Here is a 26,505-nt window from a genome sequence, read left to right as displayed (position 1 = left end):
TCAGGCCTTGCAGATGGTGTTCTGAGCGGACGCGATGTAGACCTGCGCGGTCTCACCTGCCTGCTCCGCGGACACCTGGGTGCCGGCGGCACTCGCCTCCACACCGACGTTGGCGGTCACGAACGTCGCGATCTCGTCGGCGGGCACGCCCTGGGACTGGGCGGAGCAGATGTACGACGCCGTCGAGATCGCGATCTCACCGTTGCCCGCAACTGTGACGCCCTGCTTCTCGAGCTCGTCGAGGAACGCCTGGCCCCGCGCGTCGACGGGTGCCTCCGTCGGCCCGGGGAATCCCTCGGGCACCGGCTGCGGCTGCTCCGGCGGTGCGGTCGCCGCATCGCCGGGGCTGGTCGTCGGAGCCGCACTCGACGTCTCCTGCGACGAGGTTGCCTCCGCGCTGGTCGTCTCCGCCGCCGTGGTGGTCGACGACGTGGACGGTGACCCGGTCGCGGTGGAGTCGTCGCTACCGCAGGCGACGAGCAGGCCGCCCGCGGCGACGCTCAGTACCGCCAGGGACAGTGTCCGGGAAAGAGAAGTGCGCATGATGGAGAGTCCTTCGACGTTTCGTTGGGACCATGACCCGGAGGTCGATGGGTTCACGACCGGGCGGCCGGACGGACGACGACAAACCGAGACGCTACCGACGGCCACTGAGAGAACTCTGAGGGACCCTGCAGGAGCCGACGTGCCGCGACGTCACGGCGCGATGGTCACCTTGCCGTCCTTGACGGTGATGATGCCGAACTGGAAGTTCTGCTGGATTCCGCCGCCGTCCATCTCGAACTGATCGCTCGTGACGTAGCCCAGCCGGCCGGCTTCGTAGCCGACGCTCTTCCACGCGTCGAAAATCTCGCCGTTGCGGATTGCCCAGGCGCCGGTCAGGGGGCTCCAGTAGATGTTGCCGCCCTCGAACTCGTTGAACCTGCCGCCGTCCCTGATCGGGCCGAGCTCGCTGGTCTTCGGGAAGCCGAGTGGCCCGTTCTCCCACCCGATCTGGCCGTACTTTCCGAGGATCATGCCCTGCACGGAATGCGTACCGAGATCAGGGTTCCAGTACATCGCACCGATCTCGAATCCCTGGACCGCGCCGGGCTTCGACGGTGTGGCGACCTCGTCGAGCACCGGGTAGCCGAGCGGCCCGGCCTCGTAGCCCTGGCGCGCCCATTCGTCGAGGATGGCTCCTCGTACGGCGTGCGCGCCGGTCTGCGGCGTGAAGTAGACCATGCCGTTCTGGAAAGCATTGGCTCGTCCGCGGCCGTCGGGGGTTCCGAACTCACCGGTCTTCGGGAAGCCGAGGGGACCCGCAGGCCCACCCGAACCCTGGTAGTTACCGCCGATTGCTCCGGCAACGACCTGAGCGCCGGTGTCCTGGCTGAAGAACACGCGACCGAACCGGAAGTCCTGTGCACGGCCACCCGCGACGTTGTACTCCGCCGTCAGGCAGTCGCCCAGCCAGGAGTTCGCTCCCGCGGCGTTTCCGATTGCTCCGGCGACGCTGCACGACGGCTTGTCCGCCTCGACGTCGAGCGCGCTCGCGAGCTGCGGCCACAGTTGCTTGAGCTCGAACTCCCAGTACTCCCAGGTGTGCAGTCCCGACGGGCGGTAGACCACCTGAGCGGGGATGCCGAGTTTGTTGAGCTTGGTCGCGAACGTCTGCGACGTCAGGCGGGACAGGATCTCGAGGCCCATGCCGGCGTAGTTGGAGCTGACGCCGGGGATGCCCGACGGCGGATCGTACGGTCCGGCAACGCCGTTGCCGCTCGAGACGTACAGGCTCACGCCCTTCAGCTTCTCCGCGAGAAGGTACGGATCATGTTGTGCCCACAAGTCGTTCGACGGTGCGCCCCACATCGCCTTGGAGTCGAAACCACCGGCGTCCGCCATCGCGTACTGGATTGCCTGCGGCATTCCGAGGGTCGTGGTCGTCAGCATTCCGGAGAGCGACCCGGCGAACTTGAAGAAGCCTTCGTTACGAGCAGCGAGGAACATCGCAGCGGTGCCGCCCATCGACAGGCCCACGACGCCGCGGGTCTGGTTGGTGCGCCAGCTGCTTTCGAGAATCGGCGGGAGTTCCTTGGTCAGGAACGTCTCCCACTGGTAGTTCTTGCCGTTGTCCTGGTCCACCCAGTCCGAGTAGAAACTCGACTGTCCACCGACCGGCAGGACGACGTTGACGTTCTTGTCCGCGAAGTAGGACTCCGCGTCGGTCTCGGCGGTCCAGCCGTTCTCCATGTCGGTGGCACGCAGACCGTCGAGCATCCACACCGACGGGAACGTCGCCTGGGGGTTGATGTTCCAGTCACGAGCGAGCAGGAGCTGAACCTGGATGGGCGTTCCCATCGACGGGGAGTCGATCCAGAGGGCCACGCGGCGGTCGGACAGCCAGTCGACGGCCGTGACGCTCGCACCGGACGGGGCCTGAGTCTGCGACGGCGCGGTCAGGGCCGTCGGCGCGGCCTGAGCGGTGCCTGCGGCTCCGAACGGGGAGATCAGCGCAGCAGCGACGACTGCAGCCGTCGCCATCCGGCGAGCTCCTGCTTTCGTGGATTTTGCTTGCCAGGCCGCCGTTCCGGCCGTTCGACCCCGGCCGAACCTGTTGGACCCAGTACGCATGGTGGTGACTCTCTTTCTCTTACCTGATCAAGTCCGCACCGAACGCATGAGTCGCAGACTTGTAGTTCTCAAGTCTTTCTACACGCGAAGTGCGTCGGTCAGGCCGAGGCTCGCTGTGACTGATGGTGCAATTGTGAATCAGGAATCGTCGAGATCCCGACGACACTGCTGATCGAGGCCGGAAACGCACCGATGCCGCCCTGCGCACGGCAGGACGGCATCGGCGAGAGAAGCACAGGTCAGGCGTTCAGAGCCTCGAGGATCTGGCCACGAGCCTTGAACAGCTCGGCGGACCAGTAGGGCCAGCTGTGAATGCCGTTGCCCGGGAAGCTGAAGGTAGCCGGGATTCCGAGCGTTGCCAGGCGGACCTGGAATGCGCGGCTGTTGGCCAGTGCGAGAGCTTCCAGTGCCATGCCGTTCGCGGTGTTGTAGAAGTCGATCGGGGCGCGCGGCTTGTCGAACTCACCGGGCAGACCCGATGCGGCGGAGACGTACAGCGACAGTCCACGAAGCTCGGGAGCGAACACGAACGGATCGTTGCGCAGCCATGCCGGGCTCCACGGAGGTCCCCACATGGAGTCGACGTTGAACCAGGACTGGCTCAGCATCGCGACACGAATGGCTTCACGCATGCCGGGAGCGGAGATGTTGAGGTAACCGGAGAACGAGCCGGCGAACTTGAACTGATCGCGGTGGTACGCGGCCAGCGTCAGTGCAGCCGAGCCGCCCATGGAGATTCCCAGAACGGCGTTGTTGGAGCGCGAGACTCCATAGCCCTCGAGGAAGGCAGGCAGATCCTGCGTCAGGAACGTCTCCCACTTGTAGGTGACTTCCTGGCCGTTGAGGTTCGACGCCGCGTACCAGTCGCTGTAGAAGCTGGCCTGGCCACCGACCGGCATGACGAGGGTGACGTCGTCGCCTGCGAACTGGTCCTGGGCGTTGGTCTCGAAGGTCCACGCGTTGCGATCGTCGCGGGCGCGGAGGCCGTCGAGCAAGTAGAGGGCGGCGTTGCCACCGCGAGCGGCCCACTGGACCTGGACCTTGATCGGCCCCATTTCGGACGGTACCCAGAGATCTTCACGTCCACCGGCAGGAGCCTTGTGCACGACCGCGGTGGGCGCTGCAACTGCTGCTGCTCCACCGACGACACCGGCTGCGAGAGGAAGGACCAGCGCTGCTGCGCCGAGTCCGAGCAGTCGCTGCCGCCATCGTTTGGTCACACTCGGTTTGTTCGAGGGGCCGGAAAATCGCATGGATCGTGCTCTCTCTCGTTCTGCTGCGGTCTCCGCGATCTGCGGCCCCCGGCATTCCAACAGGGCTGTCTTCGGCCCCGTCGGGCCGTAGTACTGGGTATGAAGTTGTGAAGCGCACACGTCCAGTGGACATACGCACCGAAGGGAGGTTATTCCACTCCTTCGCCCCGAAGCAAAACTGTGATCTGCATCTCGCGCTTGCTTCGAGGGCGATATCAGACTGTGACACTATCCCGCGCGACCGCCGCAGGCCACCCTGTCAAACCAGTGATTTCTCACAAAACAAGGTGGCCTGCGGGTGTCGAGCGGGCAGAATCAGCCGATGTTCGCGCTGAGATCCGGTGCCATGATGTGCGCCTGCTCCTGCCAGTAGCCCCACTGGTGGGTGCCGACGGCAGGGAACGCATATGTGACATTGTTCGCACCGATGCTCGCCATGCGAATCTGGAACGCGCGGCTGTTCGCCAGTGCGATCGCCTCGAGGCCCATTGCATTGCCGGTGTTGTAGTAGTCGATGAAGCTGCGCGGGCGGTCGAGACCACCGGGCAGACCACTACCTGCGAAGACCCACACTCGGGTGCCGTTGTCACGCAGACGCGGAGCGAAGACGAACGGGTCGTTGCGCAGCCACGCCGGATCCCACGGAGGACCCCACATGGCGTCGATGTTGTAGCGACCGGAATCCAGCAGCGCCACTCGCATGGCCTCGCGCATTCCGGGTGCCGAGATGTTCAGGTAACCGGACAGCGAACCCGCGTAGGAGAACTGATCCGGGTGGTACGCCGCCAGCGTCAACGCCGCGCTTCCGCCCATGGAGATGCCGACGACGCCGTTGCGGTTGGGATTGAACCCGAGACGGTCCCGCAGGTTGTTGCGCAGGTTCTGCGTCAGGAAGGTCTCCCACTTGTACGTGGACTTCTGACCGTTGAAGTTCGAGGGCGCGTACCAGTCCGAGTAGAAGCTGGACTGTCCACCGACAGGCTGAACGACGTTGATGTTCCACGACGCAAGGTAGGCACCTGCGTCGGTCTCGTGCTCCCAACCGGAGATGTCGTTGGTGGCGCGGAGTCCGTCCAGCAAGTAGACGACGCGGTCGGTGTTGCCGTCGGCCGCACGCCAGATCCTGCTCTTGATCGGGCCCATGCTCGAATCGGTCCAGAAATCCTGGGCACCGGGATCGAACGCGGCGCTGGCGGTCGCACCTGTTCCGACCACGGCCAGACCGAGCGGCAGTGCAACAGCCATCACCAGAGATGTAGCTATCCGGCGGAGGCGCCCCCCGGCACCCTTCTTCGTTCTACCCAGCATGCATTCGACCTCTCAGCAGTGTCGGTGAACCGCGCAGTCACTGCACGTAACACCCGTTTCGGCGGTCATGCCCCTCCATCGACGCTCATCGAGAGCGCTGACCCGGCCGACAGACCAGGGGCAGTCACACATATCTTTCGCATACATCGTCCGTGAGGCGCTGTCCGTTACCGAAATGAGATATCCCATCTTGGCGACGAACGGATTGCGACGCGACCCGATCGACTAATTGTGACCTTCCAGAATCGGAGGCTCCAAACCACATCGTTGTATTTCGTATTCCGGAACGCGATCGAATCGATATCCGGCGTAGAACAGCGACCGCTTGATGTTGCGAACGAACAATTCCTTCGTCAACGGCGCCCGGTACGACGCGATGAGCTCCCGCGTGTCCGCGCAGGACAACGCGACGCGAGCCTGCGTCACCCAGTCCTCGTCCATGTACCACGGTAGATACGGGTGCTCTCCGACCATTCCGAGATCCGCGACGACCCAGTCCGGGTACAGGTTCTTGTCGTGACCGATGCGGCCGTTCTCCAACCTCTCGGTGTGCGACGCCAGCGGGTACGCCAGACCCATCTGGTCGATCACCCGAACGTCGAGGCCGACGTTCATGCTGGTCATGCCCAAGTTGAGGAAGAACACCGTGTGGCCGGCGCCGCCGGGAGGAATCGGCAACGGTGGCGGTACGACATCCCAGTAGGTGAACTGTGCGCTCGGCAGCAGCAGACCGCCGTCCGGGGTGTTGTCGATGGCTTCGACCATGGCGCGCATGCGTGGGTAGTCCAGGTAGTCCGACGCCAGGATCGGATGCGCATGACCGGTGTTGAGCGCGTAGAACGCACGCTCGTCGACGATGCCGGATCTTCCGACGATCGAGCCCTCGGGCATACCCGTCGTGTTCGCCGCGAAGAACGCCCACACGACCGTCGTGACCCACACGAGACCTCCGACGGCGAAGACGACCACCTGACGGACGTCGGACATGCTCGTCGGGACTCGGAGCGGAACGACCGCCACCGGCAGCAGAAGGGTGAAGAGGGCGGGCAACAGGGTCCGTCCGTGCATGAAGTCGCCGCCGACGCGCACCGCGTAGACCAGCGACAGCACGCCACCCACCAGAACGAACACGACGACGGCCGTCGGGCTGCGGAGCCAACCCTGCGCGTCACGGATGGTGCGCGGAACCGTCGGGCGCGACGAGGACACCACACCCGCGAGCAGGAGAAGGATCAGTGGGAGCCACAGCATGTACGGGCCGAGCAGGTTCCACAGGTAGTCGAACCCCTGCGCCCACTTGGCTCCGCCTGCGTCCTTGGACACCGCGGTGTTGGGATACGGCAGACCGTAGTAGCCCATCCGCCAGATCTGGTACAGCACCGGCGTCGCACCCGCGACAGCGAAGACGAGGACGCGACTCGGCCAGCTCTGCCGGGCCAGGAAGATCATGACGAGCGACAGACCGGACAGGATCACCAGCTCCGGACGCACCAGCGGGCCGAGACCGGCCCAGAACGCCAGGAACAGCACGCCCACGGTGCTGGTGTCCCGAGTCGCCCAGCGCACCATCAGCAGCCACAGCACGGCGATCCAGAAGATCACCAGGCAGGTCTCGAGCCCGGACGTCGCGAAATCACGTGCCGGAGGAACCGCGATGTAGACGAGCACCCCGGCCGGAAGGAACGCGGTGATGCCGCCGGTCCAGCGACCGGCGCGATGCAGCGTGAACGTTCCGATCATGGCCACTGCGACGGCTGCAGTCGACAGGACGAGCGCGATCGTGAGCACCACGTACTCGAGGCGCACCTCGCTGAGCCAACTGCCCGCGTACACCAGGTAGGTCCAGATGGTGCTCGTGTTCGTCTCGACGCGTTCGCCTGCGTTGAACACCGGCCCGTTGCCCGCCAACAGGTTGCGCACCGTGCGGAGGACGATCAGCCCGTCGTCGGCGATCCAGCGCCGTTCCCAGGCCCCGATGAAAAAGAGCACCGACGTCACGATGACGCCGACGGCGAAGATCGCCTTGCTCGTCAGGCCCCCGCGTGAAGCCTGCTGATCTACCTCAGCCGGCGACGTATACAGCGACACCGACTACTCCGATCCACGCAAGAGCCAGCACCTGCAGCACCCTGTCGCCGAGCGCGATCTCTTCGGGCTCACCGGCCTGCCCACCGTCGACATCCACCGCGTAGCGCAGGATCGCGATCGTGAACGGAATCATCGAGATGGCGAACCAGTTCGTGTTCGTCTCGGCGTCTTGTTCGAAGGCCCACAGTCCATAGCAAATCACGACTGCCGTGGCGGAGAGCGTCCAGACGAAGCGAAGGTAGGTGGTGGTGTAGTTCTCGAGAGACTTGCGGATCTTCGCGCCGGTGCTCTCCGCGAGCTGAAGCTCGGCGTAGCGCTTGCCTGCGGCCATGAACAGCGAGCCGAACGCCATGATCAACAGGAACCACTGCGACAGCGGAATCGACGCGGCGACGCCACCGGCGATCGCGCGCAGCAGGAAGCCGGACGACACGATGCAGATGTCCAGCACGGCCTGATGCTTGAGGCCGAAGCAGTACGCCAGCTGGATCGCGATGTAGACGCCGATGACCAGCGCGAGCTTCCAGTTGGCGATGAACGACAGGCCGATCGCACCGCCCAGGCACACCACAGCCATCGCGTACGCGAGGTTGACCGGAAGGACACCCGCCGCGATCGGACGGAAACGCTTGGTGGGGTGGGCCCGGTCGGCTTCGACGTCCATCGCGTCGTTGACGAGGTAGACACCCGACGCCGCGAGGCAGAACACGACGAACGCCAGCGCGACCGGCGCCAGCACATCGGCCTGCGTCACCGAACCAGCGGCGAGCGGCGCCGCGAGAACGAGAACGTTCTTGACCCACTGACGTGGACGAAGCGCCTTGATCACACCGTCGAGCAGATTCTTCGGTGGCGCTCCGACGGCGGTGGCTTCCTCGCTCATTTGTCTCCTTCGAACTTGCACACTGCGGCTGCAGACAAAGCGCCGAGCGCAGATCCTGCAAGAACATCTGTGGGGTAATGCACGCCGAGCACCAGCCGCGACAGCAACATCGGCGGTACCAGGACCGCAGGCAAGGGTAGCCCCGTCAACCGACCGAGCAACACGGCGGCTGCTGTGGTCGACGTGGCGTGCGAGGACGGGAAGCTGAGCTTGCTCGGTGTCGACACGTTGATCTTCACCGACGGATCGTTGGGACGAGGGCGCCTGATGATGCGCTTGACGACTATCGACGCGGCGTGCGCGCCGACTGCTCCGACGGCCACTCCCGCCCACTGCCTGCGCCGCCCGGGATCGGCGACGGCGCCGATGCCTGCCACAGCCACCCAACCGAGTGCGTGCTCGCCGAAGTGGGACATGCCCCTCGCGACCGACACCACGCCGGGCTGTGCACCGATCGTCGACTGGATCGCCGACAGGACGCGCACCTCGGCGGCGGATTCGGGCTGGTTCTTACGCCTCGTAACGAAAGACACGTTCCCAGGTTTCCTTACTGGTGAGGTGAGGGACGGCGTCGCGGTAGCGACCCTTCAGTTCGGGGAACCGGCGCGACAACTCGGCTCGCAGCGACATCGCTTCCTTCAGCAGCGCTGCTGCCTTGTCTCGGTCGCGCTGGCGGTAGACGACCCCTCGCCCGTCGGCGGTGGTGACGGTGACGCCGTCCACCTGCGACAGCAGGAACCAGCGAGCGTCGAGTGTCGGGACATTGAGCTGCGGGCGCTCGTGGTGCCGCTCGTGTGCGGGCCGGACATTGTGCAGCAGTCCCGACGCGAGGCGCTTGACCTTCGCGAGCGGGTTCTTCGGCTCGCCGACGGCTCCGACTTCCTCACCGGATGCGTGCGGCAGTTCCGTCGAGGATCCGACGACGACGGCGTCGGGATAGGTCTTGCGCAGTGCGTGCACCTCGCCGAGCGACGTGGGGAGGATGTCGAGGATGTGCTCGGGTCCGGCGAGGAAGTCGCGGATCGCCTTGTTCTGGATCGCGACGGTGGAGTACTCCAGGCACAGCAGGTGCTTGACGGTCGCCTTGACGGTGTCGACCACGATGCCGCGTCCGTTGCCCGGAGCGTGCAGCGCGGCGACCACCAGGCGGTTGCGGAGGTGGAAGTACGCCTGCCAGTCGATGGCGTCGTCCTTGTCGCTCCACGCCATGTGCCAGATCGCGGCACCCGGCAAGGTGACCGTCGGATATCCGGCTTCCCTTGCACGCAAACCGTATTCAGCGTCGTCCCACTTGATGAACAGCGGCAGCGGCTGGCCGATCTCCTCGGCGACGACGCGGGGGATCATGCACATCCACCAGCCGTTGTAGTCGACGTCGATGCGGCGATGCAGCAGCTTCGACGAGCGCAGCGGGTCCTCGGAGAAATCGTGGTCGTACTCCACGTTCTGAGCGCCGGTCCACATGAAGTTGCCGCGGTTGATCACTTCACCCATGACGTGCAGGTGACTGCGCGCCTGCAGGTTCAGCATCTGACCGCCGACCAGGGTGGGGACCTTGGCGAACCGCGACATCGCGAGCGCACGCAGAATCGAGTCCGGCTCGATCTCGATGTCGTCGTCCATGAACAGGATGTGCTGCGCCGACGTGTTCTTCAACGCCTCGTACATGATGCGGCTGTATCCGCCGGAGCCACCGAGGTTCGCTTGATCGTGGACCGCCAACTTGCCGCCGAGACCGGCTGCGGCCTCGTCGAACCCGGGCTCGTCCTTGGCCTTGCGGGTGCCCTGATCCGGCATGATGACGGCCTCGACGACGTCGAGAACCAGCGGGTCCGAGCCAAGCGCGACAAGGGCTTTCACGGCGTCGGTGGGACGGTTGAACGTCGGGATGCCGACGGCGACGCTCGCCTCACCCGGTGCGTCGATCGGCGCGTACCAGCCGGCGCTCTCGAGAACGACCTCGGAGTCGGAGGTGATGTCGAACCAGATCCAGCCACCGTCCTCGAACGGACCGAGGTCGATCTCGAATTCCTGCGCCGCGTCACTCGGGGTCACTTCGCGACCTTCGACGTGAATGCGAGACGCATCGGCTTTGGACCGGTAGACGTCGACTCGGCAGTGCCCGGAAACCTCGACACGCAGCACGACGGACTTCAGGATGCTGTAGCGACGCCAGTAGCTCGCCGGGAACGCGTTGAAGTACGTCGCGAAGGACACCTCGGACTCCGCACCGATGGCGACGGACGTACGCGAGACCGAGTGTGCCCGTCGGGCATTGGTTTTGGCTTCTTCGAGGTACAGGGTGCGTACGTCGAGCGGCTCCCCGGACCGCGGCAGCAGAATCCGCTGCAGCAGTGATTTGCCGAGAACAGTTGCTACGTCGGCGATTCCGTCGTCGAGCAGATGTTTGGCAGTCATTTGTCCCCCGCCAGCGACGCACCGGTCTCGAAATGCGGTGCGAGCGTGTTGTCGTACAGGTTCAGCGCGCTGGCGATGGCCATGTGCATGTCCAGGTACTGGTAGGTGCCGAGCCGGCCACCGAACAGCACCTTGTTCGACGCGGTTTCCGCCTTGGCGCGGTTCCGGTAGGCCTCGAGCTTCTGCCGGTCGTCGGGGGTGTTGATGGGGTAGTACGGCTCGTCGCCGCTCTCGGCGAACCGAGAGAACTCGCGCATGATGACCGTCTTGTCGGCCGGGTACTCCCGCTCGGGGTGGAAGTGACGGAACTCGTGGATACGGGTGTAGCCGACGTCGCCGTCGTTGTAGTTCATCACCGGCGTTCCCTGGAAGTCACCCGTCGGCAGCACCTCGGTCTCGAAATCGAGTGTGCGCCATCCGAGTTCACCTTCGGAGTAGTCGAAGTACGCATCCAGCGGGCCAGTGTAGACGGTCGGCGCGTCCGGGCTTTCCTTCGTCAGTTCCTCGCGGACGTCGAACCAATCGGTGTTCAAGCGAACCTCGATGAGGTCACTGGCCGCCATGTTCTCGAGCCACGCGGTGTAACCGTCGACGGGAAGACCCTCGTAGGTGTCGTTGAAGTAGCGATTGTCGAAGTTGTAGCGCACCGGCAAACGCGTGATGTTGCCTGCCGGCAAATTCTTCGGGTCGGTCTGCCACTGCTTGGCCGTGTAATCGCGGATGAACGCCTCGTACAGGGGGCGACCGATCAGCGAGATCGCCTTCTCCTCGAGGTTCTGCGCATCCTTCGCGTCGAACTCGCTGGACTGCTCCTCGATGAGAGCGCGAGCCTCCGCCGGCGAGTAGTACTTGCCGAAGAACTGAGAAATAAGGCCCAGCCCCATCGGGAACTGGTACGACTGGCCCTTGTGCATCGCGAACACACGGTGCTGATAGCTCGTGAACTCCGTGAATTCGTTCACGTACTCCCACACACGCTTGTTCGACGTGTGGAACAAGTGGGCACCGTACTTGTGGATCTCGATACCCGTCTCCGGCTCCGCCTCCGAATAGGCATTACCGCCCAGGTGGTGGCGACGATCCAACACGAGCACGCGCTTGCCCAACTGGGACGCTGCACGCTCCGCCACGGTCAGGCCGAAGAACCCCGATCCGACGACGATCAGGTCGAATCGGCCGGTCACGGATGCATCGGATGAGGTGGGCTCAGGGCTTACAGCAGTCACGGGCAACCAGGGTATCCGACAGCGGAGCATTCACTTCCCATGGTCACTCCTGCAGGCTCCGCTCCCGGCCTCCCATGGTCACTCCTGCAGGCTCCGCTCCCGGCCTCCCATGGTCACTCCTGCAGGCTCCGCTCCCGGCCTCCCATGGTCACTCCTGCAGGCTCCGCAGGTACTCGTCAGCGCCGAGCACGCAGTACGTAGATATCCATCACCCAGCCGTGTCTAGCCTTCAGCTCGGCCCGGATCGACGCGATCTCGTCGATGACGTCGTCGAGAACGCCCGCCACCAACTTTTCATCTTCCGTTCCCAGGTTGGCACCCCAGTAGATGTCCCATGGCCGCGATCCGACCAACTCCCGGCAGGCCAAGCCGCCGTCGAGCATCACGACGAGATTGTCCGCACCCGCCGCGACGTCCTTCTGCAAAGCCCGGCCCGTGGTGATCACGATCGGTCCACCGATGCGGTTCAGCACGATGCGATGCGACGCCGCCAGCATCGACACACTGCTCACACCCGGCGTGACGTCGAACTCCACGCCCAACTGCTCGGCGACACGAATGGTGCTGTCGTAGAGCGACGGGTCACCCCACACCAGAAAACCCACGACAGTGTCCGACGGCAGGCCGTCCAGGACCTCCCGGTACGCGCGCGCCCGGGCCTCGTGCCAGTCGGTCACCGCCGTGCCGTAGTCACTCGGCTTCCGATCCCGCGCCGGGTCCGGCACCTGAACGACGCGGTAGTCCCCCGTCACATGGCGCCGCAGAATCTCCGTCCGCGCCTCGGCCAGATCGCCGACGCCGTCGCCCTTGTCGGCAACGAGAAAGACATCCACCTGCTGGAGCTTCTCGATCGCCTGCACCGTCACCTGATTCGGATGCCCTCCACCGACACCGACGAGATGGGCCTTCATGTCCTGGCTCGATTCGCGTCGTACAAATGAGACTCCACAGCAAGCCTCTCGGGTCGTTCCGCAGGCTCCACTCCTGGCCTTTCGGGTCGTTCCCGTCCGGGCGTGCGGCCGAGGGCCGGGCCGACCAGAATCACCGCTGCTTGTCTCAATCCGGCGGCGTCGACCTGATCCGCGATGTCCGCGAGGGTGCCCGTCAACGTCAGCTGGTCCGGCTTGCTGGCGTGGAAGACGACGACGGCCGGGCAGTCGGCACCGTAGTACCCCGTCAACTCGTCGGCGAGCTGCCTCGTGCGAGTGATCCCTAGATGCAGCACGAGCGTCGACCCGGTCGCGGCGAACGCGGCCAGCTTCTCGCCGTCGGGCATCGCCGTCGAACGGGCATGAGCTCGCGTCAACACCACCGACTGGGCTACTTCCGGGACCGTGAGCTCGACGCGCAACTCGGCCGCAGCAGCCGCGTACGCGGGCACGCCAGGCGTGACGTCCCACGGAACACCCGCTTCGTCGAGACGCGCGGACTGCTCGGCGAGCGCCGAGTAGAGAGATGGATCACCCGAGCACAGCCGTGCGACGTCTTGGCCGCGCTCGTGCGCACCGACGAGTTCCGCGGTGATCCGGTCCAGGTCGAGCTTCGCGGTATCGACTTTCCGCGCGCCCGGAGGGCAGTGGTCCAGAATCGCGTCGTCTACGTAGGTACCTGCATAAACGCATACCGGGCTGGTGCGTAGATGCTCGACGGCTCGCAGCGTCAGCAGATCTGCCGCGCCCGGTCCTGCGCCGATGAAGTGAACAGTCACGGAACAAACCTATGCCGACGCGCCGTGGGCCGGTCAATCCATGAGGTGGCTAACTCTCAAGCTAAGGTTTAGCCTTGTGTCGGATGAGGTTGATGTGACTCCTGTGACAGAAGAGTAGTCAACCTCGAAGCAATTCGCAAGCCTGTTCGAATCGTGTCGGACAGGCACGCACCAACAACCAGGGAGTACCGCCTTGCACCGTCGAACGAAGCCGTCGATCGTTCTCGGCGCTGTCGCCTTGCTGGCCGTCGCGAGTCCCGTGGCGGTCTACAGCATTTCCGGCGACTCCGCGTCCACCGATGTTCGATCGGCAAACGAGACCACCCCTGTGACCGTGCCGACCAAGATCGTCGAAACAGCACTGACTGCGGCACCGGACATCGTCGTTCCTCTGCAGGAACTGACGGGTCTGCCGTTGCCCGACCTGCGCCTGTCCGATCTGAAGTACCTGCCGCTTCCGGACAACATCACCATCCCGCCGATCCAGATTCCCGAAATCCCCGGCATCACCGTGCCGTCCCCGACGAGCCCGTCGGCCCAGGCGCCGGTGCCGGGCCGCAACGACGTCGCGGCCCCGATCGCCCCGCCTGCTGAACTCCCGGCCGGCGACGACCCGGGCGCCCCGCTCGGAGCGGTCGTGAAGGAACTGCGTCAGGACGATCCGTTCAGCATGGTCGCGTTGACGTCGACAGCCGTGGACGGTGCCGTCGCGCAGGTTCGTCGCCAGCTCGACGACGGGTCCTGGGGTCCGTGGATCGCAACCGAGCCGATCGACACCGCAGCCAGCGACGTCGCGGCCGAGCCGGACAAGAAGGGCACCGAGCCCATCTTCGTCGGAGCCACGAAAGCCGTTCAGCTTCTTCTGACACCGCCTGCCACTCCCGCTGCGCCGGCACCCGACGCTGCACCTGCCCCCGCACCCGCGGCGGCACCAGCACCGGAACAGGAGCTGGGATACACCCCGGCATCGGTTTCGAAGCCGCTGCGTCAGCAGGACACCCCGGTGGCGGACGCACTGGCCGACATCAGCGCAGTGTTGATCCAGCCAGGCAGCTCCCCCGCCGATTCAGCGCTCGCCGACATCGCGACTCCGGTCGCGGGCAACGCAGGACCGAAGGTCATCTCGCGGTCGCAGTGGGGCGCCGACGAGTCGATTCGTTGCGCCACACCGACGTACGACGACTTCCTCGGCGGTGCGACGGTGCACCACACCGCCGGCAGCAACGAGTACTCCAAGAACGAATCGGCCGAGATCGTGCGGGCGATCTACGCCTACCACGCACAGACGCTCGGCTGGTGCGACATCGGCTACAACGTGCTCGTCGACAAGTACGGTCAGATCTTCGAAGGCCGCGCAGGCGGACTCGACCGTCCCGTCCAGGGCGCACACGCCGGTGGCTTCAACGAGAACACCATGGGCATCGCAATGATGGGCGACTACTCCAGCGAAGCACCGTCGACCGAAACCCTCGACTCGGTGGGCAAGTTCCTCGGATGGCGTTTGGGCAAAGCAGGTCTCGACCCACACGGTGAGACGACGATGACGAGCGAAGGCACCAACTTCACCTTCGTCGGCAAGGGCCAGAGCGTCGACCTGCCGGTCATCTTCGCGCACCGCGACGTCGGCAACACCGCATGCCCCGGTGACGGCGCCTACGCCAAGATGGACGAAATCCGCGACATCGCCGCCGCGAACCTCGGCGGCGGAGGAAGCGTCGACACCGCTCCGGCACCGTCCGACACGGAATCCGACACCACCACGGATTCGTCCCTGCCGACCTCCGACGCGAGCAGCACTCTGGGAGAAAACATTCCAGGACTTGTCGACGAGTTGGTTCGCCTCGCCAGTTCCAACCCCATCGCCCAGAAGTGGCTGGCATCCGGCGGCGAAACCGGTACCCTCGGCACCCCCGTCAGCGGCCTCGTCCAGGTCAAGGGCGGAGGCGAAGCCGCACAGTTCGCCAACGGCTCCATCTTCACTTCCCTTGCCGGCCAAGCCGTTGCCGTGATCGGAAAAATCTTCGAACAGTTCATGGCACTCGGCGGAGAGAACGGCGAACTCGGCTTGCCGACCACCGACGAATACCGCGTCCCCGAGGGTCTGCGCACCGACTTCGAAAACGGTTCACTGATCTTCAACGAGCTCACCGGCATCGTCACCACGGTCATCAAGACCTACAACGACACCTACGAGCAGCAGATGCAGAACCCCGTCGCAGCCCCGATCGAGCCGGCCCCGGCCCCGGAGCCCGCACCGGCACCGTAAATCACCACCCTCAGTCGAGCGGCGATTCGAATCCACCGAATCGCCGCTCGACCCATCTCCGCTCCCTCCCCCACCGACCCCACCGATGACCGACCCCACCGATGACCGAATGAACCGTTCGGTCACTTGGAGTGACCGAACGCCACGTTCGCTCCCGTCGGGGGGCGAAACCCGCATTCGTACACGCCCGATGCAATGGATTGCCCGATACTTCGACGATCAGCGAAAGTCCGCCGATTTCGAAAGTATCGGGCAATTCATCTCACTGCGCATGCACCGGCGGAGCTCAGCTACCTGCCTTCCGGCAGCAGCGTCGACGCGATCGTCGTCAGAGCCTTGACTGCCGATGTGGCGTCGAGCTGGCACTGAGCTTGTACAACAGCGCCATCGATCGCCACTGCGAGCGCTTGTGCCGCGCGGGTTCGGTTGGGGCCCGGCGGAAGTGTCGCTTTGATAGCCCCGACCATATCGGCCTTGTGGCGAGTGGCGATCTCGTACACCTCCGGCAGTTCAGCCCCGATCTCGTTGACACTGTTGATGAAGGCGCATCCTCGGAAGGTATCCGAGGTCAGCCACTCCTCGACTGCCGAGACCACCACGGGCCTGCGACGGTTGCCTGCAGCGTAGCGGTCCAACGCGTCGACGAACCACTCCATCCAACGCCGATGCCGTAGGTCCAGGAACGCCAGGATCAGCGTGTCTTTGCTTGGGAAGTGGCGATAGAAGGTCACCTTTGTGACGCCTGCCTCCGCGATCACTTTGTCCACTCCGGTTGCTCGAATTCCTTCGCGGTAGAACAGCCGATACGCGGTGGCCAGTATCCGCTCCCGAGCGGGGAGGGCCGACACGTCGACCTGCGGATCAAGAGTCTGGGAGATGCTCACGTCGCAAGAGTAGACAAATCTGTCCACCGGCGCCACATGCATGTGGACAAGCCTGTCTACATGGCGTACGTTCTTGCCATGTAGACAGCATTGTCTACATGGGCAGAGCACCTCGACCAACCCTCGAAGCGAAGGACGATCAATGACTGCAAATGTGGAAACCACCACGAAGCCACCGGTTCCGCCGTTCACCGACGAATCAGCGGTACAGAAAGTCAGGCTGGCCGAAAATGCCTGGAACAGCCGTGATCCCGAGGTGGTTGCGCTGGCCTACTCGATCGACAGCGTCTGGCGGAATCGGTCCGTTTTCGTGACCGGCCGTGCGCAGATCGTCGAATTCCTTAGCGGTAAATGGAACCACGAGCACGAGTACCGCCTCATCAAGGAACTGTGGGCGCACAGTGACGACCGTATTGCCGTCCGCTTCGCCTATGAGTATCAGGATGATTCGCGTCAATGGTTTCGAGCCTACGGCAACGAGAATTGGCTCTTCGACAAGGACGGCCTGATGACGCACCGCCACGCAAGCATCAACGACGTGCCGATCGACGAAAGCGAGCGCAAGTTCTTCTGGGACCGGAATGCACCGCGACCGGCGGAGCATCCGAGCCTGTCCGACCTCGGCTTGTGACCTCCTGATGCGCCGCGTTCCGCTCCGTCCGCGCACCAGCCAACCGTCAAGGCGAGGGCGACCGAATGAACCGTTCGGTCACTTGGAGTGACCGAACGGCACGTTCGCTCCCGTCAGGGGGGCGAAACCCGCATTCGTGCACGCCCGATGCAATGGATTGCCCGATACTTCGGCGAACAGCGGAAGTCCGCCGATTTCGAAAGTATCGGGCACTCCGTCCCACCCAGTCGCACCGACCGGCGCCGCCAAAGTGGACCGGGTGAGTGAGCGAATGTGCCGTTCGGTCACTTGAAGTGACTGAACGGCACGTTCGGTCCGGAGACGGAGCTCACCACCAGCGTTCGAGGACTCTGGCCACGCCGTCGTCGGCGTTGGTTGTGGTGATTTCGTCGGCTGCGGCGACTGCTGCGGGGTGTGCGTTGCCCATTGCGACGCCGAGGCCTGCCATGTGCAGCATGGGGACGTCGTTGGGCATGTCGCCGAATGCTGCGATGTCGGCGGCCTGGACGTTGAGGCGTTCGGCGACGAGGGCGAGGCCCGATGCTTTGGTCACGCCGGGTGCGGAGAGTTCGATCAGTCCGTTGTCGGTGGAGAAGGTGATGTCGGCTCGGCCGTCGACGAGGGGTGCCAGGGCGGCCACCATGTCTCCGCTGGACGCGCTGGAGAGCCGGATCAACAGTTTCACGGCGGGGACGTCGATGACCTCGGCCAACGACACCTCGGTGTTGTCGGGGTTGAGCCATGCGTGTTCGTAGCCGGGCGAGCTGACGAACTGCGGTGTGGCGGCGTCGTGCGCTGTTTCGCCGACGCGTTCCGCGGCCAGCCCGCAACCCGGCAGGGCCTTGTATGCAAGGTCTGCGAGCCAGTGCAGCGTCTCCCCGGTCAGAACCTCGGCGTCGAGGATCCGGTCGGTCCCGGCGTCGTAGATGACGGCGCCGTTGGCGCAGACGCACATGGGCGCGAAGCCCAGCTGGTCGACGACAGGGGAAATCCAGCGCGGCGGACGACCTGTCGACAGCACGAACGGTGTGCCGTCGCCGACCATCGCCAGTACAGCGCGTCGGGTGCGCTCGGTGACCTTCTCGCGGTGGTCGAGGAGCGTTCCGTCGACATCACTGGCGACGAGGCGGGGTGCGCGGCTGGTGGTAGGCATCGAGGTCATTGTGCCTGAGGTGGCTCCGGCAGTGCCCGCCGCTGGGTCCCTTAGACTTGCGAACCGACGAGGGAGGGAGCCGACGATGCCCGGGGTGTCCGAGGATTCGCCCGACGCCCGGATCGTTGCCGCGCTGGTCGCAGGCCAACTTTCGGGCCTCGGCGACGCGTACGACAGGCATTCCGGCCACCTGTTCAGCTACGCGAAGGCAATGCTGGCCGACGAGGACGCCGCTGCCGACGTCGTCCACGACACGATGCTCATCGCCGCACGGCGGAGTGCTGTGCTTCGCGATCCGGAACGATTCCGGGCCTGGCTGTACGCGATCGCTCGGGCCGAGTGCCTGCCCCGCCCACGCCGCGACCGGTGCGACTTCACATCGACGATCGCTCCAGATGCCAGCGACGAGGAACGGTCCGTTCAGGAGTTCGTCGCGACGGCGGCAACTGCCTCGAGCGCCGAGCACCGTGAGGTCCTCGACCTGCGTATTCGTCACGGACTCGCCGACGCCGACGTCGCCGCGGTGCTGGGGATCGGAACACGTCGGGCGTCGACGCTGATCTCCCGGGCGCGAGAGGAGCTCGAGCGTTCGGCCGGAGCCGGGCAGGAGCGTGTCGTCGGAGCTGCCGCGATTCTCCGGCTGTTTCCGCTGGCAACCGCGCCGTTCGGGCTGCGGGAGAAAATTCTGACCGACTCCGAGATGGGGGTCGTCGTGAACACCACCACTCTCGATCGGACCGACCGACTCGGCTTCCCGACGCACGGTCCGGCCTCCGGGAAGGTCGTGTGGGCGGCAGTCGCCGGCGTTGCTCTGCTGATCGCCGCGGGTATCGGATTCCTGGTGGCAGAGCCCGCGAGCCGCCCGACGGCGCCGGCGCAGGTCGACGTCGCACCCGGCCCCGTCCCGAGGACCATGCCCACCACGACGACCGAACCGCCGTCCCCGTCGCCCACGGCCCCGACGACCTCCACCGCCGAGGTCGCCACGGTGGTCCCGGAATCGCCTGCTCCCGCCGTCGTACCTCCCGCACCGGCACCCGTCACCACCACCGCCGCCGTCGTGCCGACGACGACTGCCCCACCGGTGACGACCACCGATCCACCCGTCACGACGACCGAACCCACCACGACCACGCCGAACGCTCCCGCGACCACGACGACCCAGTCCCAGCCCGAGAACGGCTGAGTTTCTCAGCATCGATCCGTACACTCGGCGGGATGCTCATGACGCAAGATGCTGCGCGGGCCGCTCGCTGGCGCGGCTTCCACGCCTACCTCGACGTGGCCGTCGTCGTGCTCGTGTTGATCGCAACGAACCTCATCGCGCATTTCACGACGGTGTGGGCCAGCATCGCGACGGTCCCCATCGCTGCCGTCGTTCTCGTCGCCTTGACCCGACGCCGGGGTCTGGGCTGGTCCGAGCTCGGTTTGTCACCCAAGCAGTGGAAGACCGGTTCGATCTATGCTCTCGCAGCCGTGGGGCTGGTCCTCGCGGTCATCGCGATCGGCGCACTGCTGCCGATCACTCGGCCGTTCTTCATGGCCGATCGATACGCAACCATCTCGGCGGCGCTGGTCGCGTCGATGATCGTCATTCCGCTGCAGACCGTCATCCCGGAGGAACTCGCGTTCCGCGGCGTCCTGCACGGCACCCTGGGTCGGATCTACGGGGCGCGCGGAGTGTTCGCGGCCGGCTCCCTGCTGTTCGGCCTCTGGCACATCGCTTCGTCGCTCGGCCTCACCGCCAACAACACCGGATTCAGCAACTTCCTGGGCGGCGGACTGTTCGGCCAGGTCGTGGGCATCGTCGGCGCAGTCATCGCGACGGCCGCGGCGGGATTCGTGTTCACCTGGCTTCGCAACCGAAGCGGCAGCCTCATCGCTCCCATCGCTTTGCACTGGTCCCTCAACGGCCTCGGCGCCCTCGCCGCCGCACTGGTCTGGCACGCCTCGACCAGCTGAGCAGTCGAGGGACAGCCGACTATCCCTTTGCCCTCCGGGCTTTCTCGTCCGCTTCGATGACTGCTGCTTCGTCGAGGGTGGGTGCGCTGCCGCCCAATCGTGCCGGTACCCACCGGGCGCCTGCCGGGTGTTCGTAACCTTGCTGCGCCACGCCGAGGGCGCTTTCCAATCCACTGCGTAGAGCTGTGGTGAGTTCGTCGGGGGTTCCGTGCGGAGGAATTGCTTGTCCGACGGCGATGTGCACGGGAAAGTTGTGTCTACCCAATGCTTTCGGCATGTCCTTGGTCATGATTCGCTGCGACCCCCAGATGGCGACCGGAACGATCGGAACGCCCGCTTCCAGTGCCATCCGTGCGGCACCGGATTTGAACGCCTTCAGCTCGAAGCTTCTGCTGATGGTGGCCTCCGGATACACACAGACCAGTTCACCGTCCCGAAGCGCCTGCACAGCAGCGGCATACGACTCGGCTCCGGCTGCGCGGTCCACGCCGATGGCCTTGCAGTGTCGCATCAGGAACCCGACGACGGGATTGCGCTCGAGTTCTTTCTTCATCATGTAGCGAACCCGCCGCTTGCCCTGGCGCGCAACGAGTCCGACCTGCATGAAGTCGAGATACCCGGTGTGGTTCACGGCGAGTACGACGCCGCCGCGGCGCGGAATGTTCTCGGTTCCCCGATAGGTGATGCGTAGGCCTTGCACGGCGGTGATCGCACGAACCAACCCGGTCAACGCGGCATACACCGGTTCGCGCGACATGGCGTCAGCCCTCCCTTTTTGCCTTTCTCGCTGCCGCGTCCGCGGCGTCGAGCTTGTCCGCTTCCTCGAGGGTCGGAGCGCTGCCGCCGAGGCGTGCCGGCACCCAGTACGCACCCTGCTCGTGCGGGTATCCGTCCTGCAGTTTCAGCAGCATCTCTTTCATCGTGGAATGCAGCTTCTCGGTCAGCTCGTTCGCCGGTCCGACGGGCTCCAACGGCGCGCCGACGGCAATGCGGATGGGAGTGTTGGTGCGGCCCAGCCTCTTGGGGAATCCCTTGGTCCAGACGCGCTGCGCACCCCAGATGACCGTCGGGATGATGGGAACACCTGCTTCGATGGCCATGCGTGCCGCACCCGATTTGAATTCCTTGATCTCGAAGCTGCGGCTGATGGTCGCTTCCGGGTACACCCCGACCAGCTCGCCTCTGCGTAGATCCGCGACCGCGGCCTTGTAGGACTCCGCGCCCGCGCCGCGATCGACGGGAATGTGCTTGAGCGACCGCATGATGGGACCGGAAATCTTGTTGTCGAACACTTCCTTCTTGGCCATGAAGCGGATGTAGCGCTTCACCCGCCGAGGCGGCAGCCCGGCATAGGTGAAGTCCAGGTAACCGGTGTGGTTGACGGCGATGACCGCGCCGCCACTGGCAGGGATGTTCTCCTCGCCCTCCACCTCGAACTTCAGGCCTTGGGACGCGAAGACGACGCGGGCGATGCCGATGACAGTTCGGTAGACGGGTTCCACAGTCGGCTAGCGTAGTCGTATCGGGCGGTCGCGAGAAGAACGCTCTGGGGAGAAGCCGTGAACGGGGAAGGTCAGCTGAACATGAGTTCGCTTAGCAGAATCGCTCGTGCCGGTGCAGGGCTGCTGGGGGCAGTCCTGGTACTCACCGCGTGCGAGGGTGACGGCCAGCAGGGCATCCCCACCGATCCACCGTCGGCACCCACGACGGAAGAGACGACCACAGCGACGACCCCGACGACGTCAGCGACGACGACCACTCCCGAACCGCCTCCAGGACCCGCCGTCGGCGACGTTCCGGGCAATCCGCAGGCCGCGTCCGCACTGGGGGCGTTCCTGGCCGACCTGGAAGCCGGAGGGCCGCCGGCTGTGACGCCGACGTGTTGGACCGTGCCGCCGACGGACATTCCGGTGCGATACTCCGACGTCGCCTCGATCGTCGACGCGGCCGGTCAGCCGGGCGTCGACGGTCAGTACGCGGTGACGTGGACCGGCCCGGTGTCGACGGTGTCGATCAAGCGCAGCGAGATCGCCTCCGGTTATGCCTGCCCGAGCGTCTACCCGACCGGCACCGCACCGGTGTTCACCGACCTCGACGCGACGTACACCGTCGAGCGATACCTCGGGCGATTCACGGGAGCGCCGGTCGACCCCGCCGACCTCGAAGGCGACTACCCCCTCGTCTGCGACACCCGCCCGACGTGGGATCCGCAGGGAACAGGCGTTCCCACGCCCGCGCCGCTGGCGAACAACCCGGGCAGGCTCACGGGGTCGGCGTCCTACAACCCGGCGAGCGTCTACGTGGCCTTCACCAACGGGGACTACAAGACGGTGTACGCCGACGTGACCAACGTGTCGGGATTCGAACAGAACCAAGTGTTCACACTGGTCATCGGGGCCAACGGGTACTGCATAGGCGACATCGCCTGACGCAACGTCCACGAACGGGGGGTACGACACGATGCTGGGGATCGACACCAAGATACTGCTGCTGCTCGCCGGGCTGATCCTGCTGTGGGCACTGGGCCTCGGCGTGTGGAAGTACCGCCAGATGGCGACGTCGCCGACGGCTCTGGCCCACCCTTACGTCGACATCGCACACCGCGCTGCTCTGATGTACTCCTTCGCGACCCTGATCCTCGCAGCCCTGGCAGAGTTCTCCGGTTTCCCGACGGCCGTGAATCTGATCGCCGGACTGGTCGTCACCGTCTTCTTCGTCGCAGCCATCGCGAGCTACATGGTCCACGGGCTGTTGCGAGACACGGACAACCAATTCGAGAACCCAGTCCACGGCACCCACGCCTTCATGTGGACCCTTGCCGTCGCCGAAATCGGAGGGACCGGGGTACTGGTTGCCGGCTTCGTCGTCGGGCAGTTCTTCTAGACCTACCCGACGTGCACGTTCGGCCTTCGGTCTCGGTCGGGTTCCGCCCGGCGCAACACTTCTCGGGTCACCGGAGCGACTTCGCCGACGCCGATGAAGAGGAAACGCAGTAGGTTCACCAGCGGATTGCCCTCGGACCATTCGAAGTAGACATCGGGGCGTACATCGGTGACGTTCCTGATCTGCAGCAGCACTGCGGCAATGGAATTGGGTACGGCCGAGGCGTCGACCCACAGCACCCGATAGTCGCCCTTCTGCTCTCCGTGGACGAGGAGGTCCGAGCTGAAGTCCGAGGCATCCCGGATATTGGCCTCCAGGAACAGGATCGGCTCGTCCGCGGGAATGTTGCTGTCGCGGCGCTGCTGCTCTTCCTTCGCGGCGTACTCCGCCGGGTCCAGATGCCGGGCGTCGTGGCAGACGATGCGTATCCGTCCGCGAGCGGCTGCTTCTTCGATGTACTGCAGCGACTCCTCGTCGAATTCGACCGAATCGGTGCGCAGTTCGAAGGACCTCGTGACCCTCGACCAGAACGACACGGCCATGATCACCAGAATGAAGAACGACGCCACCTTGACGCCGTCGGGACGCTCGAAGATGTTGGTGACGGTGGTGTAGACGAAGACGACGGCGATGACCGAGAAGACCCACATCTGCACACGCTGACGGTTCCGCGCGGCGGAGATCGCGACCGCAACCGACGCGGAGGTGATGAGTACCAGAACACCCGTCGCATAGGCAGAACTCTGCGCGTCGACACTCGCGTCGAAGTAGAGCGTGACGGCGACCGCGATCAACGAGAACACAAGCACCAGTGGTCGAACCGCGCGAGCCCACTCCGGCGCCATGCCGTACTTCGGCAGGTAGCGAGGAACCAGGTTGAGCAGTCCCGCCATCGCCGACGCCCCGGCGAACCACAGAATTGCGATGGTGCTGACGTCGTAGACGGTGCCGAACACTTCGCCGAGGTATTCGTGCGAGAGATAGGACAACGCGCGTCCGTTGGCTCCGCCGCCGCTCTGGAACTCGTTCTGCGGAATGAGGACCGTGGTGATGATGCTCGACGTCAGCAGGAAGCCACTCATGATGAGAGCGGCCGTGGTGATGAGCCTTCTGGCGTCGCGAATCCGGTTGGGAAGCGCGTCGTCACCGTCGGCGGCGATCTGCGGCATGACGGCGACGCCGGTTTCGAAACCGGACAGGCCCAGTGCCAGTTTGGGAAAGACGATGAGGGCGACGGCGATCATCATGAGCGGGTTTCCGTGCTGCGCGGTCATGGCGTGCTGCCAGTCGGACAGCAGCGACGGATTCTTCGCGATCTCCCAGAATCCGACGAAGACGACGACGAGGTTCAGCGCGAGGAACGTCCCGACGAGAACGACGGCTATTCCGATCGCCTCGGTGAACCCTTTCAGGAAGACCGCGGTGAGCAACGCAAGCAGCACGAGGGTGACGATCACCTGTGCGCTGTCCAGACCTGCTGGCGCGAATGGGTTTTCGATCACGTGCGCCGATGCGTCGGCCGCGGACAGCGTCATGGTGATCAGAAAGTCGGTAGCCGCGAAGCCCAACAGAACGAGCACCAACACCTTGCCGCCCCACTTCGGCAGCAGCTTCTCGAGCATCGCGATGGAACCTTCACCCGTCGGGCTCTCTCGGGCGACGCGCCGATAGACCGGGAGAGCCCCGAACAGCGTCAACACGATCAGCACGACGGTGGCGAGCGGTGCAAGAGTGCCCGCGGCGAGGGCCGCGATTCCCGGCTGATACCCGAGCGTCGAGAAGTAGTCGACGCCCGTCAGGCACATCACTTTCCACCACGGGTGGGTGTGTTCGGTTTCGGTGGGCTTGCGGTACGGACCCAGATGCCCGGATGGGTTCTCGGTCACCTCACCGAGGAACCACGAGCGCAGACGCACCATGCGACAGAGCGTAAACCCGCCGGGCGGCACGCGGCGGAACTACTGTGGATCCCATGACTCACGTGGTGGTAGCGGGTGCCGGTCTTGCCGGAATTGCATGTGCGCACGATCTAGGCCGAAAGGGCGTCGACGTCACCCTCGTCGACCGCAACGACTATCACCAGTTCCAGCCCCTGCTGTACCAGGTGGCGACGTCGCAGCTGCCCGCCGAGGACATCGCCCGGCCGTTGGCGTCGATCTTCGAGTCGATGAAGTCGGTGCGCGTCGTCCAGGCCGAGATCACCGATCTGAACTTCTCCGAACGCTCCCTCGTAGCGGGTGGCGAGCGGGTGTCCGGCGACTACCTGGTGGTGGCTGCGGGTGCGACGGCCAACTTCTTCGGCACCCCGGGCGCCGAGGAACACTCGTTTCCGCTCTACTCCGTCGCCGACGCCGAGAAGCTGCGCCACCACGTCAGCGACCTCCTCCGGGGCGAACACGACCCGCTGGACGTGGTGATCGTCGGAGGCGGTCCTACCGGAGTCGAAACCGCGGGCGCGTTCGCCGAGCTGTTCACGGCGCTGCGCAAGATGAACCACCCGGGCGGCCGCGGCGAGGCGTGGTTGATCAACCACGGGCCCGCGCTGCTCGCGCCGTACAGCGAACGCTCCCACGAGTACGCCCACGACAAGCTCGTTCAGCACGGCGCGAAGGTGCGGCTCGGCGTCGGTGTGGCGTCTGTCGACACCGACGGTGTGCAGCTGTCCGACGGCTCTCGCCTGGCCTCCCGCACTGTCGTCTGGGCAGGCGGGGAGTCCGCGTCACCCATCGCGTCCACGGCGTCGGTGACGCCCGGCCACGGCGGCCGCATCGACGTACTCGCCGATCTGACGGTACCGACGTTCGACGACGTGTACGCCGTCGGCGACGTGGCCAACATCCCCGGTTCCGACGGAAAGGCATTGCCTCAGTTGGGATCCGTCGCGCAGCAGGCAGGAGCGTGGACCGCCCGTAACATTCTGTTGTCCATCGCGGGTGAACCTCGAAAGCCGTTCGCCTACAAGGACAAGGGAATCATGGCGATGATCGGACGCGGCGCCGCCGTCGCCGAGGTGGGAGCGCACCGTCACCAGGTGGAGGGTCCCCTCGCGTTCGCGGCCTGGTTGGGTGTGCACGCCGCCCTGCTCAGCGGCGCGCACAGCAAGGTCGACGCTTTCCTGTCCTGGGCGTGGGACTACTTCGACAGCGACCACGCTGCCATCGTCGAATGCCACGGCGACCCCAAACGCATCGCCTGGGCAGGCGACGCCAAGCCGACGATCTGACGCCGA

Annotated in this window: 23 protein-coding genes; 7 read left to right on the top strand and 16 right to left on the bottom strand. The window is 65.2% G+C overall.

Annotation, left to right across the window (positions count from 1 at the left end):
- From CH290_RS24145 to CH290_RS24095, 11 genes are all read right to left on the bottom strand, one after another.
- Nucleotides 1–543, bottom strand: coding sequence for a DUF732 domain-containing protein (locus tag CH290_RS24145; protein ID WP_033189339.1), 543 nt, complete (start codon nt 541–543; stop codon nt 1–3).
- Between the two features lie 153 nt (nt 544–696).
- The gene (locus CH290_RS24140; protein ID WP_033189340.1) at nt 697–2,523 is read right to left on the bottom strand and encodes an alpha/beta hydrolase-fold protein; all 1,827 of its coding nucleotides are present in this window, start codon (nt 2,521–2,523) and stop codon (nt 697–699) included.
- Between the two features lie 329 nt (nt 2,524–2,852).
- Nucleotides 2,853–3,866, bottom strand: a complete 1,014-nt coding sequence (locus tag CH290_RS24135; RefSeq protein ID WP_027498814.1) for an alpha/beta hydrolase — start codon at nt 3,864–3,866, stop codon at nt 2,853–2,855.
- Nucleotides 3,867–4,181: 315 nt separating this feature from the next.
- On the bottom strand, nt 4,182–5,174 hold the full coding sequence (locus CH290_RS24130) for an alpha/beta hydrolase (protein ID WP_026348133.1): 993 nt from the start codon (nt 5,172–5,174) through the stop codon (nt 4,182–4,184).
- Between the two features lie 225 nt (nt 5,175–5,399).
- Nucleotides 5,400–7,262, bottom strand: a complete 1,863-nt coding sequence (locus CH290_RS24125) for an arabinofuranosyltransferase AftB family protein (protein WP_033189341.1) — start codon at nt 7,260–7,262, stop codon at nt 5,400–5,402.
- Nucleotides 7,237–8,145 carry a decaprenyl-phosphate phosphoribosyltransferase gene (locus tag CH290_RS24120; protein ID WP_019667124.1) on the bottom strand — a complete coding sequence of 303 codons (909 nt, stop codon included), beginning with the start codon at nt 8,143–8,145 and terminating at the stop codon, nt 7,237–7,239. Before CH290_RS24120 ends, CH290_RS24125 begins: the two co-directional genes overlap by 26 nt.
- The gene (locus tag CH290_RS24115) at nt 8,142–8,678 is read right to left on the bottom strand and encodes a phosphatase PAP2 family protein (RefSeq protein ID WP_170947525.1); all 537 of its coding nucleotides are present in this window, start codon (nt 8,676–8,678) and stop codon (nt 8,142–8,144) included. Before CH290_RS24115 ends, CH290_RS24120 begins: the two co-directional genes overlap by 4 nt.
- On the bottom strand, nt 8,656–10,563 hold the full coding sequence (locus CH290_RS24110; protein WP_033189342.1) for a glycosyltransferase: 1,908 nt from the start codon (nt 10,561–10,563) through the stop codon (nt 8,656–8,658). Before CH290_RS24110 ends, CH290_RS24115 begins: the two co-directional genes overlap by 23 nt.
- On the bottom strand, nt 10,560–11,819 hold the full coding sequence (glf, locus tag CH290_RS24105) for a UDP-galactopyranose mutase (RefSeq protein ID WP_371828584.1): 1,260 nt from the start codon (nt 11,817–11,819) through the stop codon (nt 10,560–10,562). The genes CH290_RS24110 and glf overlap by 4 nt, the downstream gene beginning before the upstream one ends.
- 146 nt (nt 11,820–11,965) lie before the next feature.
- Nucleotides 11,966–12,700, bottom strand: a complete 735-nt coding sequence (gene cobF / locus CH290_RS24100; RefSeq protein ID WP_033189344.1) for a precorrin-6A synthase (deacetylating) — start codon at nt 12,698–12,700, stop codon at nt 11,966–11,968.
- On the bottom strand, nt 12,697–13,497 hold the full coding sequence (locus CH290_RS24095; RefSeq protein WP_033189345.1) for a cobalt-precorrin-4/precorrin-4 C(11)-methyltransferase: 801 nt from the start codon (nt 13,495–13,497) through the stop codon (nt 12,697–12,699). The genes cobF and CH290_RS24095 overlap by 4 nt, the downstream gene beginning before the upstream one ends.
- A gap of 193 nt (nt 13,498–13,690) precedes the next feature.
- Here CH290_RS24095 and CH290_RS24090 point away from each other — a divergent pair, with 193 nt between their 5' ends.
- Entirely contained in the window at nt 13,691–15,763 is a 2,073-nt protein-coding gene (locus CH290_RS24090) for an N-acetylmuramoyl-L-alanine amidase (RefSeq protein WP_020111797.1), read from the top strand.
- A gap of 290 nt (nt 15,764–16,053) precedes the next feature.
- Here CH290_RS24090 and CH290_RS24085 read toward each other — a convergent pair whose 3' ends face one another.
- Nucleotides 16,054–16,647, bottom strand: coding sequence for a TetR/AcrR family transcriptional regulator (locus CH290_RS24085; RefSeq protein WP_020111796.1), 594 nt, complete (start codon nt 16,645–16,647; stop codon nt 16,054–16,056).
- A 142-nt stretch (nt 16,648–16,789) separates the two neighbouring features.
- On the opposite strand from CH290_RS24085, the gene CH290_RS24080 reads away from it, so the two are divergent.
- On the top strand, nt 16,790–17,278 hold the full coding sequence (locus CH290_RS24080) for a nuclear transport factor 2 family protein (RefSeq protein ID WP_033189346.1): 489 nt from the start codon (nt 16,790–16,792) through the stop codon (nt 17,276–17,278).
- A gap of 328 nt (nt 17,279–17,606) precedes the next feature.
- Here CH290_RS24080 and CH290_RS24070 read toward each other — a convergent pair whose 3' ends face one another.
- A complete protein-coding gene (locus CH290_RS24070; protein ID WP_020111793.1) occupies nt 17,607–18,440 on the bottom strand; it encodes a Cof-type HAD-IIB family hydrolase in 834 nt (277 codons plus the stop codon).
- A 76-nt stretch (nt 18,441–18,516) separates the two neighbouring features.
- Here CH290_RS24070 and CH290_RS24065 point away from each other — a divergent pair, with 76 nt between their 5' ends.
- Both CH290_RS24065 and CH290_RS24060 read left to right on the top strand, forming a co-directional pair.
- A complete protein-coding gene (locus CH290_RS24065) occupies nt 18,517–19,617 on the top strand; it encodes an RNA polymerase sigma factor (protein WP_033189348.1) in 1,101 nt (366 codons plus the stop codon).
- 32 nt (nt 19,618–19,649) lie between these two features.
- Entirely contained in the window at nt 19,650–20,393 is a 744-nt protein-coding gene (locus tag CH290_RS24060) for a CPBP family intramembrane glutamic endopeptidase (protein WP_019667113.1), read from the top strand.
- A gap of 19 nt (nt 20,394–20,412) precedes the next feature.
- Here the strand turns inward: CH290_RS24060 and CH290_RS24055 are convergent, their stop codons facing one another.
- Both CH290_RS24055 and CH290_RS24050 read right to left on the bottom strand, forming a co-directional pair.
- A complete protein-coding gene (locus CH290_RS24055) occupies nt 20,413–21,150 on the bottom strand; it encodes a lysophospholipid acyltransferase family protein (RefSeq protein WP_033189349.1) in 738 nt (245 codons plus the stop codon).
- A gap of 4 nt (nt 21,151–21,154) precedes the next feature.
- Nucleotides 21,155–21,895 carry a lysophospholipid acyltransferase family protein gene (locus CH290_RS24050; protein WP_033189350.1) on the bottom strand — a complete coding sequence of 247 codons (741 nt, stop codon included), beginning with the start codon at nt 21,893–21,895 and terminating at the stop codon, nt 21,155–21,157.
- 81 nt (nt 21,896–21,976) lie between these two features.
- Between CH290_RS24050 and CH290_RS24045 the strand changes: the two genes are divergently transcribed.
- Both CH290_RS24045 and CH290_RS24040 read left to right on the top strand, forming a co-directional pair.
- Nucleotides 21,977–22,822, top strand: a complete 846-nt coding sequence (locus CH290_RS24045; protein ID WP_230620990.1) for a hypothetical protein — start codon at nt 21,977–21,979, stop codon at nt 22,820–22,822.
- 31 nt (nt 22,823–22,853) lie between these two features.
- Nucleotides 22,854–23,276 (top strand): hypothetical protein, encoded by a 423-nt coding sequence (locus CH290_RS24040; RefSeq protein ID WP_033189352.1) that lies wholly within the window; start codon nt 22,854–22,856, stop codon nt 23,274–23,276.
- Between the two features lie 2 nt (nt 23,277–23,278).
- Here CH290_RS24040 and CH290_RS24035 read toward each other — a convergent pair whose 3' ends face one another.
- Nucleotides 23,279–25,195 (bottom strand): APC family permease, encoded by a 1,917-nt coding sequence (locus CH290_RS24035; protein ID WP_033189353.1) that lies wholly within the window; start codon nt 25,193–25,195, stop codon nt 23,279–23,281.
- 53 nt (nt 25,196–25,248) lie between these two features.
- On the opposite strand from CH290_RS24035, the gene CH290_RS24030 reads away from it, so the two are divergent.
- A complete protein-coding gene (locus CH290_RS24030; RefSeq protein ID WP_033189354.1) occupies nt 25,249–26,499 on the top strand; it encodes an NAD(P)/FAD-dependent oxidoreductase in 1,251 nt (416 codons plus the stop codon).
- The last annotated feature ends 6 nt before the right edge of the window (nt 26,500–26,505 follow it).

Origin of the sequence: Rhodococcus sp. 06-156-4 (assembly GCF_002259345.1) — a bacterium.
Taxonomy (GTDB): Bacteria; Actinomycetota; Actinomycetes; order Mycobacteriales; family Mycobacteriaceae; genus Rhodococcoides; species Rhodococcoides fascians_E.
This window is presented reverse-complemented; position numbering and strand designations above follow the sequence as displayed.

Excerpts from the sequence above, each read along its gene's own strand:
- CH290_RS24145 (WP_033189339.1), bottom strand. The coding sequence starts at position 543 with ATGCGCACTTCTCTTTCCCGGACACTGTCCCTGGCGGTACTGAGCGTC.
- CH290_RS24140 (WP_033189340.1), bottom strand. The coding sequence starts at position 2,523 with ATGGCGACGGCTGCAGTCGTCGCTGCTGCGCTGATCTCCCCGTTCGGA.
- CH290_RS24135 (WP_027498814.1), bottom strand. The coding sequence starts at position 3,866 with ATGCGATTTTCCGGCCCCTCGAACAAACCGAGTGTGACCAAACGATGG.
- CH290_RS24130 (WP_026348133.1), bottom strand. The coding sequence starts at position 5,174 with ATGCTGGGTAGAACGAAGAAGGGTGCCGGGGGGCGCCTCCGCCGGATA.
- CH290_RS24120 (WP_019667124.1), bottom strand. The coding sequence starts at position 8,145 with ATGAGCGAGGAAGCCACCGCCGTCGGAGCGCCACCGAAGAATCTGCTC.
- CH290_RS24110 (WP_033189342.1), bottom strand. The coding sequence starts at position 10,563 with ATGACTGCCAAACATCTGCTCGACGACGGAATCGCCGACGTAGCAACT.
- glf (WP_371828584.1), bottom strand. The coding sequence starts at position 11,819 with ATGCTCCGCTGTCGGATACCCTGGTTGCCCGTGACTGCTGTAAGCCCT.
- cobF (WP_033189344.1), bottom strand. The coding sequence starts at position 12,700 with ATGAAGGCCCATCTCGTCGGTGTCGGTGGAGGGCATCCGAATCAGGTG.
- CH290_RS24080 (WP_033189346.1), top strand. The coding sequence starts at position 16,790 with ATGACTGCAAATGTGGAAACCACCACGAAGCCACCGGTTCCGCCGTTC.
- CH290_RS24070 (WP_020111793.1), bottom strand. The coding sequence starts at position 18,440 with ATGACCTCGATGCCTACCACCAGCCGCGCACCCCGCCTCGTCGCCAGT.
- CH290_RS24065 (WP_033189348.1), top strand. The coding sequence starts at position 18,517 with ATGCCCGGGGTGTCCGAGGATTCGCCCGACGCCCGGATCGTTGCCGCG.
- CH290_RS24060 (WP_019667113.1), top strand. The coding sequence starts at position 19,650 with ATGCTCATGACGCAAGATGCTGCGCGGGCCGCTCGCTGGCGCGGCTTC.
- CH290_RS24055 (WP_033189349.1), bottom strand. The coding sequence starts at position 21,150 with ATGTCGCGCGAACCGGTGTATGCCGCGTTGACCGGGTTGGTTCGTGCG.
- CH290_RS24045 (WP_230620990.1), top strand. The coding sequence starts at position 21,977 with ATGAGTTCGCTTAGCAGAATCGCTCGTGCCGGTGCAGGGCTGCTGGGG.
- CH290_RS24040 (WP_033189352.1), top strand. The coding sequence starts at position 22,854 with ATGCTGGGGATCGACACCAAGATACTGCTGCTGCTCGCCGGGCTGATC.
- CH290_RS24035 (WP_033189353.1), bottom strand. The coding sequence starts at position 25,195 with ATGGTGCGTCTGCGCTCGTGGTTCCTCGGTGAGGTGACCGAGAACCCA.
- CH290_RS24030 (WP_033189354.1), top strand. The coding sequence starts at position 25,249 with ATGACTCACGTGGTGGTAGCGGGTGCCGGTCTTGCCGGAATTGCATGT.